Consider the following 18,262-nt stretch of genomic DNA (forward strand, 5'->3'; position numbering starts at 1 on the left):
ATAGTGTACAACCTACTAGCAGCCCCCATATGACCAATAAAAAAATTGAAACGACCAGCACGCTAACCCTTTACAGCTGGACTTCCCTTCCTCATGATGTACAGGAGTTAGTTAGCAAAGCGAAGGCTGCCACAGAAAATGCCTATGCCCCGTACTCGGGATTTATGGTGGGCGCTGCGGTGCTGCTCCAGGACGGCCAAGTTTATACCGCCAATAATCAGGAAAACGTTTGCTTCCCCGTAGGCGTTTGCGCCGAAAGGATCCTATTGGGATACACGCACGCCAATTTCCCGGAAATACCGCCTATCAAATTGGCTATTGTTGCCAGACGAGCCTCTGGAAAAGAGGACTATGCCACCGTCACTCCCTGTGGCCTTTGTCGGCAGTCTATCAGTGAGTACGAAATCAAGTTTGGCTTGCCTATTGAGCTCTATATGTATATGCCTTCAGGCGAAGTGCTGCAAGCGAGTGGTATTGACCAATTGCTTCCTTTTAAATTTGAGGATCTCAACAAATAACCAACCATGAATGACCTAGGCAAACAGCAGGTAAGTTATACCCAACAAAACTATTTTTTAACATCTCATGACCCTTCCGGGACGGAAAAGGAAATCTGGCTGATCTTGCATGGGTACGGTCAACTTGCCGAATTTTTCCTACGCAAATTCAGGCCTTTCTTCGATTCCTCCCGATTGTTTGTGGCACCGGAAGGAATCAACCGCTCCTATCTGGAAGGATTCTCCGGCCGGGTGGGAGCCAATTGGATGACCAAGCATCAACGGGAAACTGACATTCTAAACGGAATGAACTACTTGAACGCAGTTGTAAAAGAGGTTCTGAAAACGTTTGATGACAGGCCTGAGATTAATGTTTTGGGATTTTCCCAAGGGGCCGCCACCGTCAGCCGCTGGGTAGTACAAAGCCCATTACCGATACAAAAAATGGTTCTCTTGGGAGGTGCATTGGCTGTTGATTTGGATAAGGAAAAGCTACAGGAGAAGGCAAAAAACCTACACCTTATCTTGGCAACTGGGAATAGTGACCCTTTAATCACGCCAGAAAGATTAAAAGAGCAATTGGGTCATGTTGAAACAGTGGCTTTTCGGAAACTAAGCAACTTCACCTATGCGGGTGGGCATGAGTTGGACGAGCAGCTATTGCGCCAAATTATCGTAGCGGACGGGGCTGAATAGCTAAAGTTACATTCATATAAATGTAAATTAACCTAACGGTAATCTGGATTTGCTAGGCCATTTTTATTTTTAGTAGTATATTGTTGCGTCTTGTCAACCCAAACAATATGAAATCCACCTCTTTATTCGCTTTCTCGCTACTTGTATGTGTTTTGTTTATCTTCACTTCCTGTGAAAAGGAGCCAGCCTCCACTAAGAAGTGGTATAAAGGAAACCTGCATACCCATTCCTATTGGAGTGATGGGGACGAATTTCCGGAGGTAATTATGGATTGGTATAAAAGCCACGGGTATCACTTTGTGGCGTTAACCGACCATAATATTTTTGCGGAAGGGGATAAATGGGTTACCCTGCGGGAAGACAGCGTATATCAGACTGCCTTTCAAAATTATTTGGATGAATACGGGGAGGATTGGGTTGAATATAAAGTGGAAGATGGTGAAACGCAGGTGAAGCTGAAAACCTATACGGAGTATGCCCCACTTTTCCAGGAGGATGAAAGTTTCCTTATGATTCCAGCGGAGGAAATCTCGGATGGATATAAGGGTAAGCCCCTACACCTTAACATAACAAATCTTGACAAACTATTTCTCCCACAAGGTGGAGAAAGCGTGGCAGAGGTGCTTCAAAACAATATCAATGCTGTATTGGAACGGCGAAAAGAAACCGGTCAGCCCATGATGGTACATATCAACCATCCCAACTTCCGCTGGGCAATCACGCTGCAGGACATCGTAAAATTAAAGGGAGAACGGTTCTTTGAAGTTTATAACGGACATCCCCAAGTAAATAACCTTGGAGATTCCATACGGATGGGCTACGAGCGTATGTGGGATTATGTCAATATCGCCTATATGCAAAAAGAGCAGCCGCTGCTTTTTGGCCTGGCGACGGATGACAGCCACAATTACCATCATATGGGTGCTACTTTTAGTAATTCCGGAAGGGGTTGGGTTATGGTGCGGGCCGATTCCCTACAGCCCGGTTCCTTAATTGATGCATTGGAAGCGGGAGAGTTCTATGCGACTACTGGAGTTACCCTGGAAGATTTTTCATTCAAGAATAATGAACTATCTGTTAAGGTAGCGGCAGAAGACGGTATTGACTATACCATTGAGTTTATTGGCTGCAAAAAGGGCGAAAAGGAAACGACTGTGCTTAAAAAGGAAAAGGGTACTTCGGCATCATTTAAGCTGGATCCTGAATTGCTATTTGTACGAGCCAAAATAACTTCCACCAAACCCCAAGAGAATCCGGTGGAAAATATGAAATACCAGATAGCCTGGGTGCAGCCGGTGATTCCCGAATAGAGGATACAGACACCTCCCTTGACTTAGCTTAATTTACTACCATGAGATCAACCCTTTTTTAAGAAAAGTGTTTCCCGTTCTTATTTCGGTCTGGGCCATCTGAATGAGAAGGTGATTACCAATGTCAACCTCTATTGAAATGTCTTGGCTGGAATTAAGTGTCCAATATGCTTCTTCAGCAATGATAACCGTCATGCACCGAATCTCGCCTTTCTAATAGTTCCTCCAGTAGTATGGTCAAAGGAAGCAATACTTTTAAAGATAGTCCTCTCATTATTAAATAGTGGCTAATAGCGTGCAGCTTTAAAGGTTAATATACGTCAAAATCTTAACGTTATAGAAAAGCTCTATCCTTATAGAATTAACTCTCAAACTATAGGTTAAATAATTATTGCCAAATCGAGTTCCTCAGGCCATGTGGAATTTTCAAACGCCAACTCCAATTCTTCCCGTTTTACCTCTGCCTATTTTAATAATTCCTCATATTTAAATTTACAGGATATAATTTCAAGTAAAAAATCACGGTTTGGCCTTTTTACGCTGACTTTCTTTTCTATTTCAATAGCCATCTCTAAAAGTCTGAATACATGCATCATATTTTTGGCATCGTAATTTTTTATTTAATATACTCTTCTATTGTTGCAATGAAAGTTTTTAGGTCAAAGGGTTTTTCCAGATATCCATTGGCATTTGTTCTTTTACATATTTCTTTAATATCTGCATTAGCAGAAAACAGCAGTACAGGAATATCACGGGTGGCGGGGTTTCCTTTTATAAGGGATACTGCTTTCTCACCGCCAATTTCCGGGATCCACAGGTCCATTAAAACTAGATCTGGTTGAACACTATCTATGTCGTTGATCACATTTTCACATCGTAATCGTGTTTCCACACGGTAATGTTTCCTTGTCAAAATCGTTTTACACAGAATTAAAATCTCCTGATTATCTTCGTAAATTAATATACACTTACCCCGGTTGTTTTCCACCCTTTGTCTAGCTATTTATTGTAAGCCATTAGTTACCGGTAATGTAAAGTAAAAGGTACTTCCTTCCCCTAATTCGCTTTCAGCCCATAATTTCCCATGATGGCGCTGGATGATTTCATAAGAAACAAATAACCCAATACCCAAGCCCTGAAATTGAACGGCGTGCTCTTCCACCCGATGATATTTGTCAAATACTTTGTCAAGACTATGTTGAGCAATTCCGATACCAGTATCTTTCACTGATACATTTATTTTGTCAAGTTTCTGATCCACATTGATATAAACCTTTTCTGAATGGGGAGAATATTTTATGGCATTGGTAAGTAAATTGATGACTACCTGCTGCAGCCTATCTCTATCCCCGGTAACCTTTTTATCAACTTTCCCCGTTTTTACAATGGTATGCGTGGTGGATGTAAGCTGAATATTTTCTACTGTCGTGTCAATCATATCATTAAAATCAAACGTAGTGATGTTATAATTAAGCTTTCCGAGCTGTATCTTACTTACATCCAGCAGTTCCCCTATCAATTCGTTAAGCCTGTTGACTGACTGGCTTGCCTTCTTGGCGTACAGATTTGCCTCTTCATTGTCTTCGTCCAACAAAAGCTCCAACATTTGCAAATACGCCTTTGCAGTAGTAAGGGGAGTTTTCATTTCATGGCTTGCAATGCTGATGAATTCATCTTTTTTTTCTTCTCTTATTTTTTGCTCCTGAATTTCCGTACTCGTACCAACCCACATCTGTATTTTCCCATTAGAGTCCCGCTGGGGAATAGCCCGGCTAAGTTGCCAGCGATATTCCCCATCGTGTCTTCGAAATCGGTGTTCAAACAAAAAGTCGTTACCCGTTGAAATGGCATTTAGCCATACTTCGATATTCTTATCCCTATCATCCGGATGCACTATTTGTAACCATCCGTCTTTATAAACCTGCTCAGGCGTTAATCCTGAATAATCAAAAACTGACTGGTTGAAATAATTCAAATTGCCGTCTGTGTCTGAGGTCCAAATATGCTGTGGCATGGAATCAGCAAGCAGTCGGAATTGTTCTTCACTTTTTTTCAATTCATTTTGGGCATTTTTTATATCAGAAATATCACGGGTCGTACCTGTTACTGCTTCAACTTCCCCTTTTTCATTTATTACCGGAGTAAAAATATAATCGTACATGCGGATTCCCATCAGGGCGTGTGGAAAAGATACCTCGCCACGGATAGACTTTTTTGTGGCAATAACCTGATCTATTTCCCGCTCATGCATTTCGGCATGCCAGGGCTCGTACCCCAATTCCAACATACCTTTACCGATCGAATCTTCCCGCATGCGTCCCCACATTTTCAGCAATGCTTCATTTGCGTAAGTGAACCTATAGTTTAGATCAAATGCGTAAATAAGATCAGGAGTGTTTTGAGTTATGGTCTCATAGAGCCTTTTGTCTTCTTCAATCTTTTTCCTGGTTTCAACTTTTTCAGTTACATCGGTCACTACTACTATGACACCGGTAATTTTCCCACCCTCTTTCAGTGGATAGTAAATAAAATCGAAGTGAAAAATATCCCGTTTTCCATACCTTTTGATCGGAACAGGCAGTTCGTTACCATGATAGGCAATGCCGGTGCTTAGTACACTATCCAGCAGGGAGTGCACAGTTTCCTCTACTTCAGGTAACGTGTCAAATAATGGATTTCCTGTAAATTCAGTTTCTGTTTTATCTATAAGTTGCAGGTAGGCATCATTAGCCATTTCTACGATATACTGAGGGCCCCTTAAAATGGTAATACCTACCGGGGCTTGTTTCATGGTATTGCGAAAACGTTGGTCGCTTTCCTCAATTTTACGTGACGTAATCACTTTTTCAGTTGTTTCTGTACAGATAACAAGCACTCCAGTCACATTGCCTGTATCATTGTGAACAGGACTATAGCTAAAGGTCCAATACACATCTTCAAGTCTTCCATTCCGTAAAATGGGCACCAACAAATCTTCATACCAAAACGACTCCCCTTGCTCCACCACCTTACTAATCAATGGATCTATTATGTGCCATATTTCCGGCCATGCTTCCTTTCCAGGCATCCCCAGTATAGAAGGATGCTTGCCATCTTTCCCTAAACTTGGGCGATAGGCGTCATTGTATAAACAAGTTAATTCATCAGACCACCACAAGAACATTGGGGATTTGGAATTCAACAATATTCCCACCGTGGTGCGTAAGCTTTGGGGCCAGCTTTCGGGGTGACCTAAAGCAGTTTTACTCCAGTCGGTTGCTCTGAAGAATTCACCCATTTCTCCTCCACCCTGGAGAAAATAAAAGTTAGCATATTTTTTACACATATATGTATAATCGCACGAAGTATATCATCTGATATGCACAAACCTATTAGGAAAGCATTTTCGTAAAAGTAAAATAACGGTAAAGATACAAATAAATAATAGGAGATTCATATTTGCGCTAAATTATGCCCGAGACCTAAAAAGATTGAGCGGGATTGGAATACATTAAACTTTCACGCCACACATTATTGGATCATGATTGACATTTTTGGTTGAGGTAAGCTTTATAGGCCTGATAATCATCGTCAGAATATAAGACCACGACCACCTTCTTTACGGACTTAAGCCGGGGGATCATATCAATGATCGTATCTATGGCAATGGATACCGCCTCTTCCATAGGATATCCAAAGGCTCCGGTGGAAATAGCCGGAAAGGCGATAGAAGTGATGCCTTCTTTATCCGCCAGATGCAGTGTATTGCGGTAACATTTAACTAATAGTTGATCCTCAGGATGGTTTATTCCATAGATAGGACCCAGACAATGAATGACATATTTGTTAGGCAAATTATGCGCACCGGTAATCACGGCTTCGCCCGGCTTTATGGGAGCCAAGTGCCGGCATTCCTTTTCAAGACCCGGTCCTGCTGCCCTATGTATAGCGCCTGCAACACCCCCGCCTATGCGAAGCTCGGCATTGGCAGCATTGACAACTGCAATCATGTCGGATTGCTGAGATATGTCCCCTTTTCTCAATTCGAAGGTTATTTCGCTTATTTTGAGCTGAATCATAATTCCGTATTTAATTCCGTAATGGATTTCTCATAAATAAGCGATTTCCAAATTGTATTTTTAAATTTCTCATCAGGTTAATACCATCTCTAAGATGGAAGATTCATACATTGCTGTTAGGTCTAGAGGATGTTCCTGAAAATGTGAGCCTTTTTTTGATAATCTTGATAAAACTGACGACAACCGCCCATGCCTGAAATGCTGGGGATTTCGGAATTCATTACTATTCATCGTAATTAAAGCCTAAGCGGGACCAAGAACCAGAAACTATTTTTTAGCCTATTAGTGTTGACTATACCATGTTATCCAGTTATTCTATCTGCAATTTTCATCAATCAATTTTTCCACTTCATCGCCATATTGTTCAGTATATCCCAAATCATTCGCTTTTTCTAGGTCAGCACATCCTTTGTCCTTTTCACCATTCTTTAAATAGACCATGGCACGGTTTTTATAAGCATAAGAATTTGTTGAAAGCAATTTTAAGGAATGACTAATATCTGTCAATGCTTTGCCATTTTCACCAAATTTAAAGTAGGCAAATCCCCTATTATTTAAAGAATATGCTTTTAATACTTGAAAGTTTTTATTTTCTGAAATAGTTTCTATCGATTTGTTGTAATCAGCAATTGCTTTTTCAAATTGTTGTTGCTCAACGAAAAAAGTTGCTCTTTCTTCATAGGCGAAAGACTTTGCAGGATCAATTTCAATAGCTTGATTGAATTCCTTCAACGCTAAGTCTAGGTTACCTAGTTTTCTATTTGCTGAAGCTCGTAAGACAATTATATCATAGTTGTTAGGTTCTATATTCAAAAGTTTGTCATATTCATCTATTGCTTTTTCAAACTGACCTGATATTTGAAGATAGTTTGCCTTAATTTTAATAAGTTCGGAATTATAAGAATCTTCAGAAAGAGCGACATCAATATCCGAAAGAATTTGGCTCATTTCGTATTTTCCTGTTAGGCTGTACATTACCGCTCGGAAACCGTAGGCTTTGCGGTAGGCAGGGTTGATATCTATTGCTTTATTTATTGCACGTATTCCTTGTTCCTCCTTTCCAATATTGAATAATGCCCGACCTTTTAAAGCCCAACTAATATGATTGGTAGAATCTTTTTCAATTAGCTTCTCAACATAGGTTAAAGCCTTTTCATATTCTTCACTGTTGAAATACTCTACAGCTTTCTCAATATCCCTTTCTGTCTCGCTATCAAGCTGTTCGCATCCTTGAACGGAAAAGACTAGCAGAATTAGTATTAATTTAATTTGTCTCGTCATTTTCATGAATTGTCCATAGCTATTGCATTTACGCAACTCTCATTACTCTATAGCACCCAAATCAAATGATTGCTGATACCAAATTAAGGATTTAAGTGATCCTGTCAAGCGATCTCTCGATAATTTTGTCGGATCTAGGAACGTAGCGGGTACGGAATAGTAGAAATATTGGGTAATGTTTAGTTCCTCTAAGAGCGCTGAGACCCATAACACTATTCTTTCCCCCAACTACTAGTAAAAAGATAGACTTTAAATCATAATAGCAAAGTTCTTTAAAAAATATAACCAAAAAAGCCGCCTCCTTCAACAGGAAACGGCTTTTATTAAAGAGCTTACAATTTAATCAAAACGGCCTACCAAGCGCAGCCCACCAGATACCACCCAAGACATGGGTTAAAAACGACTCATCGAGAAAAGCTTCGTCCGTATGGCCAAGGCCGGTGTAAAATACCCTGCCACCGTCATATACATGGTACCAAGAGATTGGGTGGTCGCCCATGCCCATGGACTCACCGTTGCGGGATCCAACATCATATGAAGTTTCGTCCAGCTTTACCAGCACATTTACATTTTTGTTGAAGTTTTTGAAGGCATACCACTCATCCGTCATCAGCCAGTTCTCCTCCAAGTGATAGGTTGAGGGATGGTTACGGTCTACGACCTTAAGCCTTGCGGTTTGCTGGTGGGGATGGTGTGCAAATTGCCCTCCAATCATATCGTTGTACCATTTCCAGTCGTACTCAGTATCTGTAGCGCTGTGAATGCCCACTACGCCCTTTCCACTTTGGACAAATTCCTCAAAGGCGGCTTTTTGCTCCGCATTGAAAATCGTACCCGTAGTACTGACCAGAATGATTACATCGTATTTTTCCAGTTTCTCTTTGGTAAATTCAGCTTCATCTTCCGTTGTAAAAACTTGAAAACGGTGTTTGGCTCCTAGCTTTTTCATTGCCATCACCCCATCGGGAATGGACTGATGTCTGAATCCCTTGGTTTTGCTGAAAACCAGTGCTCTAAATTGACTTTGGGCGACCGATTCAGTTGTCATGGTTAATGACCAAATCAAAGCCAGAGCTAATAAACTCCTTATGGATATTTGAATAAATTTTTTGTTCATGGGTTTGTTTTTTTGAAATAAGAGACGATTATACAATTATTATTCTACAATGGCGAATTTCTGGGCGGCTACTTTGCTGCTAAACGCGTTGAAATGCCACCATTCGGAGCCAATTCCATTAAAGCCAGCACCGTTCATCACCACCCTGAGCTTTTTGCGGTTGTTTATGTGCGCTTGCGTGATTTTTCCCTCCCGGAGCATTTGATCTTCCCTGTCAGGATAAGCAGGATATCCGAAGAAATCATAGGTCGTACCCATATCCAAGGCTTCTCCGGAGGTTTTCTCCGCCAAGGTAAGGTCTACCGCTACCCCGTAGTTGTGCAGGCCCCCCTTTTTTGGATCTGCCACGTAGAGTGGCTTTATGCTATCCGGTTTGTCCAGATTGTCCCATAAAATCTGCTGAACACTTCTGGGGCGGACGCCGTCATAGATTAGGAGAGTAAGTTCCGGATATTTTTCCTGCAAAATATCGTAAGCCTTCCTCAGCATTTCTGCCGCTTCAGGTTGTAGGTAAGCGTTATTCAGGTCCCCATAAACATCCATTCGGAAAAAATTATCCGTGGTGGAGTATTTCAGTTCGACCAAGGCTTCTGGAATTATTTTCTGAATATTTACCAGTCCTGCCGCCAGTAGACTTTTTTCCAATTCACCTGGTTCTTCAGCTTCGTCCTCCTGGGACAAAAAATTCAAATGAACCGAATCCGCCTTTTCCAGCGAATACCCACTTGCCCTGCCATCATCTTGAATTGCTACTTCGGTTGATTTTGGATTTTGGCATCCTAACAGAAGGCAAAATCCAAGAAGTGCAGGAAATGCAATATTCCTCATGAAGTTTTTTTATTAATCACCATCGTACTTGCCTGATCCAATGGCAGGATAAGTACATCCGCCATAACCACATGAGGAGGCCTCGTCACTGCAAAAACAATAATATCGGCAATATCATCCGCTGTCAACGCATCATAGCCCTGGTAGGTAGTCTTTGCACGATCTTCGTCCCCTTTGAACCGCACCAATGAAAACTCAGTCTCCACCATGCCCGGATGGATCCCCATAACCTTTATACCATACGGATTAAGATCTATGCGCATACCCTTGGTAATGGCGTCTACGGCATATTTAGATCCGCAGTACACATTACCTCGGGGATATACTTCTTTACCCGCAATGGAGCCTATGTTGATTACTTGACCGGACTTTCGCTCCACCATCCCCGGTATGATTTTTTTGGATACATAAAGCAGTCCTTTTACATTGATGTCCATCATGGCATCCCAATCATCGACATTTCCCTCATGGATAAAATCCAATCCGTGGGCGTTGCCGGCATTGTTGATCAGCACGTCTATTTTCTTCCACTCCGCAGACAGCGAGTCGATTGCTTTGTAGACATCCGCCTTCTTACTGACATCAAATGTTAAGGGGTGAAAGGGGGTGCCTTCCGGCAAAGTCTGTTTGAGTTCATCAAGCCTATCGCTTCTGCGCCCACAGCCAATGATGGCATAACCTACTTCCGCCATCTGAATTGCCGTGGACCAACCTATACCTGAGGTTGCACCTGTGATAAATGCGATCTTTTTTTCCATCCCTGAATTTAAATAATTCCGCTTAGGGACAAAAATTCTCCCAAGTTAAATCATGAAATTGGCAGCTATTATTGAAAATTAAAATAGATCGTGATGGCTTTTCTCCGGATATCGGTGATGGATGAATCAATCCTTTCATCCGAATAGCCAGGTCGGTGCAAATTCATCAGCCCATGAGAAAACCGGATTTCGGGGGAAAACTTGAAATACTTAAAGTACAAGTCAAATCCCATACCCATCTCCAGGGCTACGTCCCTACCCCGTAGTACCACATCATCTTCATCTGCCTCTTCTTGGTTTTTGGTGCGAATCTGACCGTTCAACCCACCCACAAAAAACATCCGTGTATTGTTAAAGCGTTCTGATTTATATTTGAAAAGTAACGGAAATTCCACCAATGTTTCCTCACTCATTAATGGAACCGTATTAATTCCCAATCCATTTGGAGCGTTGGCGTCGTCGGCAAAAAGCTGTAAATCTGTCCTATGCTCGTAAAAGGCAACCTTCGGGGTAAACATAATATTAAACTGATCGTGTAGTCGGGCGGTCACCAGAAAGCCCAACGCAAATCCAGGCGAAAATACAGGCATAATTGACCTTACTCCGCTGGCATCGGTATTTAGGGGATCAAGAAAAGATTCCGAATATTTTATGCGAAGCGAACTGTTGTGCGCTGCCAGAAAAAAACCGTACGACAAAAATTGGTCATCACTTCCGGACTTATTAAAAATAAACGTTTTTTCCTGTGCCATTCCCGACAGAAAGGTCACAAAAAAAAGTGCGCCGAATAGCCCTACTTTTCTCCTATGTAAATGGAACTGATGCCGAAGGTGAGTAATTTGCATGTTGTCTTTTTAAAACCTACCTTCTCCAGGATGCGAAGGAAGTCATCTCCATCAGGAAATGCCTGAACAGATTCGGGAAGATAGGTATATGCTGCGTTATCTTTAGATACTACTTTTCCTATTTGAGGTAAAATATATTTAAAATAAACGTTATATGCTTGTTTCATAGGGAATTTTTTTGGTTTGGAAAATTCCACAATGACGGTCTTACCCCCAGGCTTCAGTACCCGGTACATATCAGACAGCCCCTTTTCCAAGTTTTCAAAATTCCGTACTCCAAAGGAAACGATCACTGCATCAAATTTATTTTCTTCGAACAACAACTTTTCAGAATCCCCCAACTGAAGTTCTATTCTATTGTCCAACTTCCTCTTTTTCAGCTTTTTGCGTCCCTCGGCCAACATACCCTCAGAAATATCCACGCCGATGACTTTGTCGGGATTCAATGCCAAAGCCTCTATCGCAAAGTCGCCGGTTCCGGTGGCAATATCCAAGATAAGCTTAGGTTGATCCTTTTTCAGCATCTTGATGGCCTTTTTCCTCCATGTTATGTCTATTCCCAGACTGAGAACATGGTTTAACAGGTCGTACTTTTTACTGATATTGTTAAACATGTTGGCAACCTGCTCTTTTTTGCCTTCCTGCTTATCTTTATAGGGAACTACTGACATAACGTGGTGTTTGGGTACAATATTAGTAAGTAAACCTGAGCATCGGAAAAATGTTAAAGATTAATTGGTGCTACTGAGAAAAGTTTACCTTTGTGAAAAATTGGATATCATGATCAAAAAGGCAAGTTTTATTATCAGCAATACGGATTTCCGGAAATGCCCCTCGCCGGACAAGCCTGAATTTGCCTTTATAGGCAGATCCAACGTGGGCAAAAGTTCGTTGATCAACATGTTGACCAATAATAAAAACCTGGCAAAAATATCAGGCACGCCGGGTAAAACCCAGCTTATCAATCATTTTGGCATTGATGATAAATGGTACATGGTGGATTTGCCGGGATATGGGTTTGCGAAAGTAAGCAAGACCTTGAAAGCTGAATGGGACAAAATGATCCGGGAGTACCTCACTCTGCGGGAAAACTTGGTAGCCATTTTCATTTTGGTTGACAGCCGATTGGATCCGCAAAAGATAGACTTGGAATTTATCCTCTGGTGTGCGGAACAAGAGGTTCCTTTTGCACTTATTTTTACTAAAGCCGACAAGCAGTCCCATTCCAAAACCACGACGAACGTCAGCAAATTCCTAGAGGAGATGAAGAAATTATTTGGCGATGAGCCGGATTATTTTGTTACCTCAGCCGAAACCTCAACGGGTAAAGATGACGTAATAACTTTTATAGAAGAAAATGTTGCGGAGTTTTATAAACGGTAAGCACTTGACAGTAAATATTTTCAGCACGATATAAAATAAATCAACAAAAAAATATTAGCATGGAGTTCAAAGAAATAGCAACGGTCTCGGGTAAACCGGGCCTTTTTAAGGTATTAAAACCCAGTAGAAGCGGTGTGATTTTGGAATCAATGGATTCCAAAAAAGGCAAATTGATTGTGGGTGCCAATCAGCGGGTTTCTTTATTGAGTGAGATTTCCATTTACACCCTGACTGAGGAAGGTGCAAGCCCACTTCTTGAAGTACTTAAGACAATAGAGAAGGAATTTGACGGAGATACAGGACTGGCTGATGCGGATAACGAGGAGTACAAAGCATTTCTGAAACATGTACTGCCGGAATACGACGAGGATCGGGTGTATGTATCTGATATCAAAAAACTGATCAACTGGTATCATGTAATAAAAAAAGAAGCCCCGGAAGTACTTACTGAAGATGGTCCCGAACAGACTGAGGACGCATCCGAAGAAACTGGAGAGGCGTAATTTCACCCGTGGATTTGAATAAAAATTATCTGCCGGCATGTGCCGCAATTTTGGAAAAGAAGCTGGAGCTTCCTGAGGGCGCATCCTGTACCTCCCGGGAAGAGCTGGCTTCTTTTATATGCCCTGCAATTAGAAATTTATTGGACAGGGATATGGGCAGGTTGCTGCAGCTATGCTATCAGATCGATGTGGGGGAGGAGAAATTAAAATCTATCCTGCAAGAATCTCCCGTCACCTCCATGGCAATGGACCTAAGTTTGGCTCTTGTGGACCGTCAACTGCTGAAATTTCAGCTCAGGGAGAAATACAGTTCCGAATGATTTTTTTACCGCTAGATATAACTACCTAGCCTACTATCCATTTACGTACGTTTCCAATTCATCTACCAGTTCTACAGATCCTATAAAAATCGGCGTCCGCTGATGCAGGCTTAATGGCGGTATATCAAGGATGCGTTGCATGCCATCAGTTGCTTTTCCACCCGCCTGTTCGGCGATAAAGGCTAGTGCATTGGCCTCATAGGCTAACCTAATTTTCCCATTGGGATTTGCAACCGTAGCAGGGTACAGATATATGCCTCCTTTTAAAAGGTTACGGTGAAAATCTGCCACCAAACTACCAATGTACCTGGCTGTTCTGCCATTCTGTTTGCACGCATTTAAAAAACCGGCGATGCCTGGGTCGGCACCGGGAGTTAAACCGTCGTTGATTGTAAAAATCTGACCGGTTAAGGGTGCCTGAATATCATGGTGCGAAAGAAAAAACTCACCCAATGATTGTTCATAGGTAAATCCGTTTACGCCATTGCCGGTAGTAAAAACCAACATGGTAGAAGAACCATATAGGACATATCCAGCAGCCACCTGTTGGCAGCCCTTCTGCAACACATCTTCGGGTTGAATCGGGGACCCCATGGGGGTTACTCTTCGGTAGATGGAAAAAATGGTACCGATAGACACATTTACATCTATATTGGAAGACCCGTCCAAGGGGTCGATGGCCACGACATACTTACCCGTCTTGTTTTGAAGGTCGATCACTTCGTCATCCTCTTCTGAAACGACCGCACAAACCTCTCCGCCCTTCGTCAAGGCACGGGTAAAACGGATATTGGCGACTACATCCAGCTTTTGCTGCTCCTCCCCCTGCACATTGGTCTGGCCAAATGCTCCGGTTACCTGACCCAGACCCGCTCTGCTGATTTCTCTCGAAACGATCTTGGAGGCTAAGGCTATGTCCCGGAGGAGCTGGGAGAGTTCTCCGGTAGCAAAAGGAAAATCTGCTTGATTACTTTTGATAAAGCGGTCTAAGGTCACCCCTACCGCATACCCTAAGGGCGATGTGTCTTGTTTGTAAGGTTTGGTCTTCATAACTTTGACCTAAGTTACTGAAAAATCCCAAAAAGCCATTAACCCTTTCTGAATTCATGGTCCAACCCTTTATTTTTAAATTTGGTGGAGCCTCCATCAAAGACAGTACATCTCTTATCCGAATAGTAGATATTCTAAAAAGCCGTTGGAAAAACGGACTCGTGATCGTGGTCTCCGCAGCCGGGGATACCACCGATCATTTGGAGGAGATTATCCAGCGCGCTATTGATAACCTAGGCTTTTCGGAGCAATTAAGCCAGCTGGAAGACTTCCATCTGAATCTATGCAGGCCACTGTTCGAGGAAGGCCACAGCATCTTCCAGCAGGTCTCCAATGAATTCACCAAGCTGAAAAGGACTTTGGATAACGAAAAAAAGCAGGAGGGAAATGCCTACTTTTACGACCAGGTAATTGGATACGGGGAGTTAATTTCCACCCGAATCCTACAAGAACTGCTCTGCCAGAATGGGCACTACTGTGTCTGGCAAGACGCCCGGGAGTTGATTGCGACCGATTCCAACTACAAAATGGCAAAGGTTGATTGGGTGTTGACCATGCAGCGGTGCAGAAAACATCTGGCTGACAAGCTCGAAACCTTTCCGGTAGTAACTCAGGGTTTTATTGGCAGCGACTGGCAGGGGACCACCACTACTTTGGGCAGAGAGGGGTCTGACTTCACTGCTGCTATTTTGGCTGTAAGCTTAGGTGCCAAATCGGTAACAATCTGGAAGGATGTCGCTGGTATCCTCAACGGTGATCCGGACCTGTTTCCGGATGCCGTCAAATTCAAGTATTTGGATTTTGAAGAGGCGGCGGAGATGACCTACTTCGGTGCCAAAGTCATCCATCCCAAAACCATCAAGCCCCTCGCCAAACAACGGATTCCACTGTATGTGAAATCCTTTATCGATCCAGAATCCAGCGGTACGGTAATTGGAAACTTTAAGGATGACCCCAAAATCCCCATAACTGTTATCCGTAAAAACCAAGTTTTGGCCAGCTTTAGAATTAAAGACCTGTCGAAGGTGGGTGGCTTTCACTTTGAGGAATTATTTAATCTAGGAAAAAAACTAAACTGGAACGTGCACCTCACACAGGGGTCAGCGGTGACGGTGAAGATGGTAATTGACCGGCCAGATCAGGTATCCAATGTACTTCCAAAATCCATTTTGGAAATTTTTCATGTTGAGTGGGAAGAGGAACTTACCTTGGTAACTATCAGGAATTATCTGCCCACACAGGAAAAAATCTATGAATCAAAGGCAGAAAAGATTTATTTGGCTCAAAAAAGTCCACACACCCTGCAACTGGTTTTATCTATGAAAACAACGGGGAAATCTACAGTGAGTTAGATATAACGGCTAATTGTGCGCTTAATCCCCGCCAAATAGCCTGTACCAAACAGATTTAGATGCACCAACAGCGGGTACAGATTATATAACTCCTTGCGTGCTTCAAATCCCGGTTCCATGGGGAATACTTCCTGATAGGTTTCATAAAAGCTTGCTGCAAAGCCGCCAAAAAGCTTGGAAAAGGCAATATCCATTTCCCTATGCCCAAAATATACCGCAGGATCAATCAGGCTGGGGCTACCCGAGGCATTTACAAGAACATTCCCTGACCATAGGTCTCCGTGCAGCAGGGCGGGCTTTTCCTTGGGAAAGATCCCTTCGATCTTGGGATACAATAACCTGAATTTCTTCATAAACCCCTCATCAATCAACTGATGAAAGTAAGCCCGCTGCAACATGGGTTCAAGGCGTTCCTGTATATAGAAAGTCTCCCAATTGGTTGTCGGTGTATTGTTTTGGGGAAGGATGGAAATATAATTGGCGGCATCCCATCCGAAGCTTTGTTGGGTCGCTATATGAAGTTCGGCCAGACCATCTGCTAGCTTTTGCCAATACCTTTTCTTAGGAGGTCCGGCGGGTATCCATTCGAGAAGAAGGTAGTTCGTATCCTCCATCCTGCCCCAATTGATGATCGCTGGAATATGTAGGGAAGTGTTCTTCTGTAGAAGCTCCAGTCCCTGCTTTTCCTTAAGAAAAACATCACTTTCTTCGAGGTGGTTGGTCTTTAGAAAATAGTTTCCTCCTGCTGTTTCCAGGCATACAGCCTGATTCATATTTCCGGCTGCAATCAGTTGGGCACCGTTTAGCGGTATTTGTTTCCCAAAGGTTTCAAAAAGGATACGCTCATAAAGTAAACTGGGATCAACCATTTTTGACTAACTCTTTTTCCAAGGTCTGGAGGAGTCCGTCAATGGAAGCATTCAGTATTTCATAAACCTCTTCAAAACCTTCCTCCCCACCATAGTATGGATCCGGAACGTCGTTAAATTCTATTCCATTTTTAAAGTTACTCATCAAAAAAAGATTCTTGGGCATTATCTTATATTTCCCCGCCAGCTTCTGCACATTTTCCAAATTGGAGCTATCCATAGCTATAAGGTAATCAAATCCTTTAAAATCACTGCGCAGGATTTGCCTGCCCCGGTGTTGGATGTTAAGTTGATGTTTGGCGGCGCAGGCCAGAGTACGATCATCCGGCAATTCCCCTATATGAAAATCAGATGTCCCACAACTGTCCACGACAATGCTTTTACTCAAGCCCCTCTCTTTAACCTTCTGGGTCAGGATTGCTTCCGCCAGTGGCGAGCGGCAAATATTACCTAAACATACAAACAACACTTTAATCATGGGTAGCGGGGTATTTATAAACAACCAATCCGGAATAGTAGCTCCGATTTGGGGAGAAGGGATAATAAAATTAAATATTTCCTGATCATTCCCGATACGAATGTCAACTTTCTTCTGAAATTTTCCAAGCTTACCTAGCAGGATTCAGTTTGTGAACAAAAAGCGGACCGAAATTACTTGTGTTTCCTTTTACTTAACAGGAGTTTTATAAGACATCGGCTTAATGTTTTTTCGATCACCTCGCCAAACACGTTGAGAACACAGAAAATAAACAACCCACCATTTTCAGTTTTAATGTAATCTCTGATTTGCTTGTTGATTGCAAAATGAGTGTAATTCAAAATCTCCTTTTGCCCATATTCATTCGAGGCATCAACAACGGTTTTTTTTTGTGTTACATTATTCATCATTGGTGCTTTCAATCAAATGGATGGAGTTTAACTTTAAACTCTCAATTTCAGTCCTTATCGGTTTTACTTTTAAAAAGGCCTTGTTCAGTACTTTTCTCGGTTTCAAATCAATTATCTTCATTAATTACATTGTTTCAGATCCATTTTTCCGCTCCCTATGTCAAATTTTGGCTATTCCATAAGTTGCAAATAAAACCACCGCATTGTGATTCGTCAACCAACCATTCAACGTTAAACCGATTCAAGTTCCGTGGTTTGAAGTAAATTTAAAAGTTCAGCATCTGATTGCAGATTATGTCCTTTGAAGTGCTTACAATTATCCGGGTAGTAAGTCTATAAAATTAGTGAAAAAAAGACGTTTCAATAGGTTCTAGATCTTGATTTGTTACTTAAAAAAACATGCTCTGATGAAAAACATCCATTTAAAGAATCCCGCCGTCCGGGCCGGGCCTGAAAATATCTCCCGGATTATTTTTAACGGGACGTGCTCGTTGGCGCTTCCCGAAT

General features: G+C 42.2%; 19 protein-coding genes. 7 read left to right on the forward strand and 12 right to left on the reverse strand.

The window, feature by feature from the left end; all coding sequences use genetic code 11:
* The first annotated feature begins 29 nt into the window (after nt 1-29).
* The 3 genes from FQ608_RS14540 to FQ608_RS14550 all read left to right on the forward strand — a co-directional run bounded on the left by FQ608_RS14540 (nt 30) and on the right by FQ608_RS14550 (nt 2,503).
* Complete coding sequence (locus FQ608_RS14540; protein ID WP_158858965.1) at nt 30-518, forward strand: cytidine deaminase; 489 nt, start codon at nt 30-32, stop codon at nt 516-518.
* A gap of 6 nt (nt 519-524) precedes the next feature.
* On the forward strand, nt 525-1,193 hold the full coding sequence (locus tag FQ608_RS14545; RefSeq protein WP_158858966.1) for an alpha/beta hydrolase: 669 nt from the start codon (nt 525-527) through the stop codon (nt 1,191-1,193).
* 107 nt (nt 1,194-1,300) lie between these two features.
* Nucleotides 1,301-2,503: a CehA/McbA family metallohydrolase domain-containing protein gene (locus FQ608_RS14550; protein WP_158858967.1), complete on the forward strand. Its 1,203-nt coding sequence runs from the start codon at nt 1,301-1,303 to the stop codon at nt 2,501-2,503.
* 616 nt (nt 2,504-3,119) lie between these two features.
* Here FQ608_RS14550 and FQ608_RS14555 read toward each other — a convergent pair.
* From FQ608_RS14555 to ubiE, 9 genes are all read right to left on the reverse strand, one after another.
* Nucleotides 3,120-3,491, reverse strand: coding sequence for a response regulator (locus FQ608_RS14555; protein WP_158858968.1), 372 nt, complete (start codon nt 3,489-3,491; stop codon nt 3,120-3,122).
* A gap of 15 nt (nt 3,492-3,506) precedes the next feature.
* Nucleotides 3,507-5,828 (reverse strand): PAS domain-containing sensor histidine kinase, encoded by a 2,322-nt coding sequence (locus FQ608_RS14560; protein ID WP_158858969.1) that lies wholly within the window; start codon nt 5,826-5,828, stop codon nt 3,507-3,509.
* Between the two features lie 193 nt (nt 5,829-6,021).
* On the reverse strand, nt 6,022-6,561 hold the full coding sequence (locus tag FQ608_RS14565) for a macro domain-containing protein (RefSeq protein WP_158858970.1): 540 nt from the start codon (nt 6,559-6,561) through the stop codon (nt 6,022-6,024).
* A 315-nt stretch (nt 6,562-6,876) separates the two neighbouring features.
* On the reverse strand, nt 6,877-7,848 hold the full coding sequence (locus tag FQ608_RS14570) for a tetratricopeptide repeat protein (RefSeq protein WP_158858971.1): 972 nt from the start codon (nt 7,846-7,848) through the stop codon (nt 6,877-6,879).
* A gap of 337 nt (nt 7,849-8,185) precedes the next feature.
* Nucleotides 8,186-8,890, reverse strand: a complete 705-nt coding sequence (locus FQ608_RS14575; protein WP_234364213.1) for a ThuA domain-containing protein — start codon at nt 8,888-8,890, stop codon at nt 8,186-8,188.
* Nucleotides 8,891-8,998: 108 nt separating this feature from the next.
* Nucleotides 8,999-9,787 (reverse strand): M15 family metallopeptidase, encoded by a 789-nt coding sequence (locus FQ608_RS14580; RefSeq protein WP_158858973.1) that lies wholly within the window; start codon nt 9,785-9,787, stop codon nt 8,999-9,001.
* Nucleotides 9,784-10,545: an SDR family NAD(P)-dependent oxidoreductase gene (locus FQ608_RS14585; protein ID WP_158858974.1), complete on the reverse strand. Its 762-nt coding sequence runs from the start codon at nt 10,543-10,545 to the stop codon at nt 9,784-9,786. Before FQ608_RS14585 ends, FQ608_RS14580 begins: the two co-directional genes overlap by 4 nt.
* Nucleotides 10,546-10,613: 68 nt before the next feature.
* On the reverse strand, nt 10,614-11,390 hold the full coding sequence (porT, locus tag FQ608_RS14590) for a type IX secretion/gliding motility protein PorT/SprT (protein ID WP_158858975.1): 777 nt from the start codon (nt 11,388-11,390) through the stop codon (nt 10,614-10,616).
* Complete coding sequence (ubiE, locus tag FQ608_RS14595) at nt 11,339-12,061, reverse strand: bifunctional demethylmenaquinone methyltransferase/2-methoxy-6-polyprenyl-1,4-benzoquinol methylase UbiE (protein WP_158858976.1); 723 nt, start codon at nt 12,059-12,061, stop codon at nt 11,339-11,341. The genes porT and ubiE overlap by 52 nt, the downstream gene beginning before the upstream one ends.
* 109 nt (nt 12,062-12,170) lie before the next feature.
* Here ubiE and yihA point away from each other — a divergent pair, with 109 nt between their 5' ends.
* From yihA to FQ608_RS14610, 3 genes are read left to right on the forward strand one after another with little or no spacing between them, the layout of a single operon-like run.
* Nucleotides 12,171-12,773 (forward strand): ribosome biogenesis GTP-binding protein YihA/YsxC, encoded by a 603-nt coding sequence (yihA, locus tag FQ608_RS14600; RefSeq protein ID WP_158858977.1) that lies wholly within the window; start codon nt 12,171-12,173, stop codon nt 12,771-12,773.
* Nucleotides 12,774-12,832: 59 nt separating this feature from the next.
* Entirely contained in the window at nt 12,833-13,276 is a 444-nt protein-coding gene (locus tag FQ608_RS14605; RefSeq protein ID WP_158858978.1) for a DUF5606 family protein, read from the forward strand.
* Between the two features lie 14 nt (nt 13,277-13,290).
* Complete coding sequence (locus tag FQ608_RS14610) at nt 13,291-13,596, forward strand: hypothetical protein (RefSeq protein ID WP_158859093.1); 306 nt, start codon at nt 13,291-13,293, stop codon at nt 13,594-13,596.
* Between the two features lie 33 nt (nt 13,597-13,629).
* On the opposite strand, the gene fbp is transcribed toward FQ608_RS14610, so the two are convergent.
* Nucleotides 13,630-14,646 (reverse strand): class 1 fructose-bisphosphatase, encoded by a 1,017-nt coding sequence (fbp, locus tag FQ608_RS14615; RefSeq protein WP_158858979.1) that lies wholly within the window; start codon nt 14,644-14,646, stop codon nt 13,630-13,632.
* Nucleotides 14,647-14,702: 56 nt separating this feature from the next.
* Here fbp and FQ608_RS14620 point away from each other — a divergent pair, with 56 nt between their 5' ends.
* Nucleotides 14,703-15,998, forward strand: a complete 1,296-nt coding sequence (locus FQ608_RS14620) for an aspartate kinase (RefSeq protein WP_158858980.1) — start codon at nt 14,703-14,705, stop codon at nt 15,996-15,998.
* Here FQ608_RS14620 and FQ608_RS14625 read toward each other — a convergent pair.
* Both FQ608_RS14625 and FQ608_RS14630 read right to left on the reverse strand, forming a co-directional pair.
* Nucleotides 15,995-16,867, reverse strand: a complete 873-nt coding sequence (locus FQ608_RS14625; RefSeq protein ID WP_158858981.1) for a fructosamine kinase family protein — start codon at nt 16,865-16,867, stop codon at nt 15,995-15,997. The genes FQ608_RS14620 and FQ608_RS14625 overlap by 4 nt on opposite strands.
* Nucleotides 16,860-17,345 (reverse strand): low molecular weight protein-tyrosine-phosphatase, encoded by a 486-nt coding sequence (locus FQ608_RS14630; RefSeq protein ID WP_158858982.1) that lies wholly within the window; start codon nt 17,343-17,345, stop codon nt 16,860-16,862. Before FQ608_RS14630 ends, FQ608_RS14625 begins: the two co-directional genes overlap by 8 nt.
* Between the last annotated feature and the right edge of the window lie 917 nt (nt 17,346-18,262).

It is taken from the genome of Lunatibacter salilacus, from assembly GCF_009797935.1.
In the GTDB taxonomy this organism is placed as follows: Bacteria; Bacteroidota; Bacteroidia; order Cytophagales; family Cyclobacteriaceae; genus Lunatibacter; species Lunatibacter salilacus.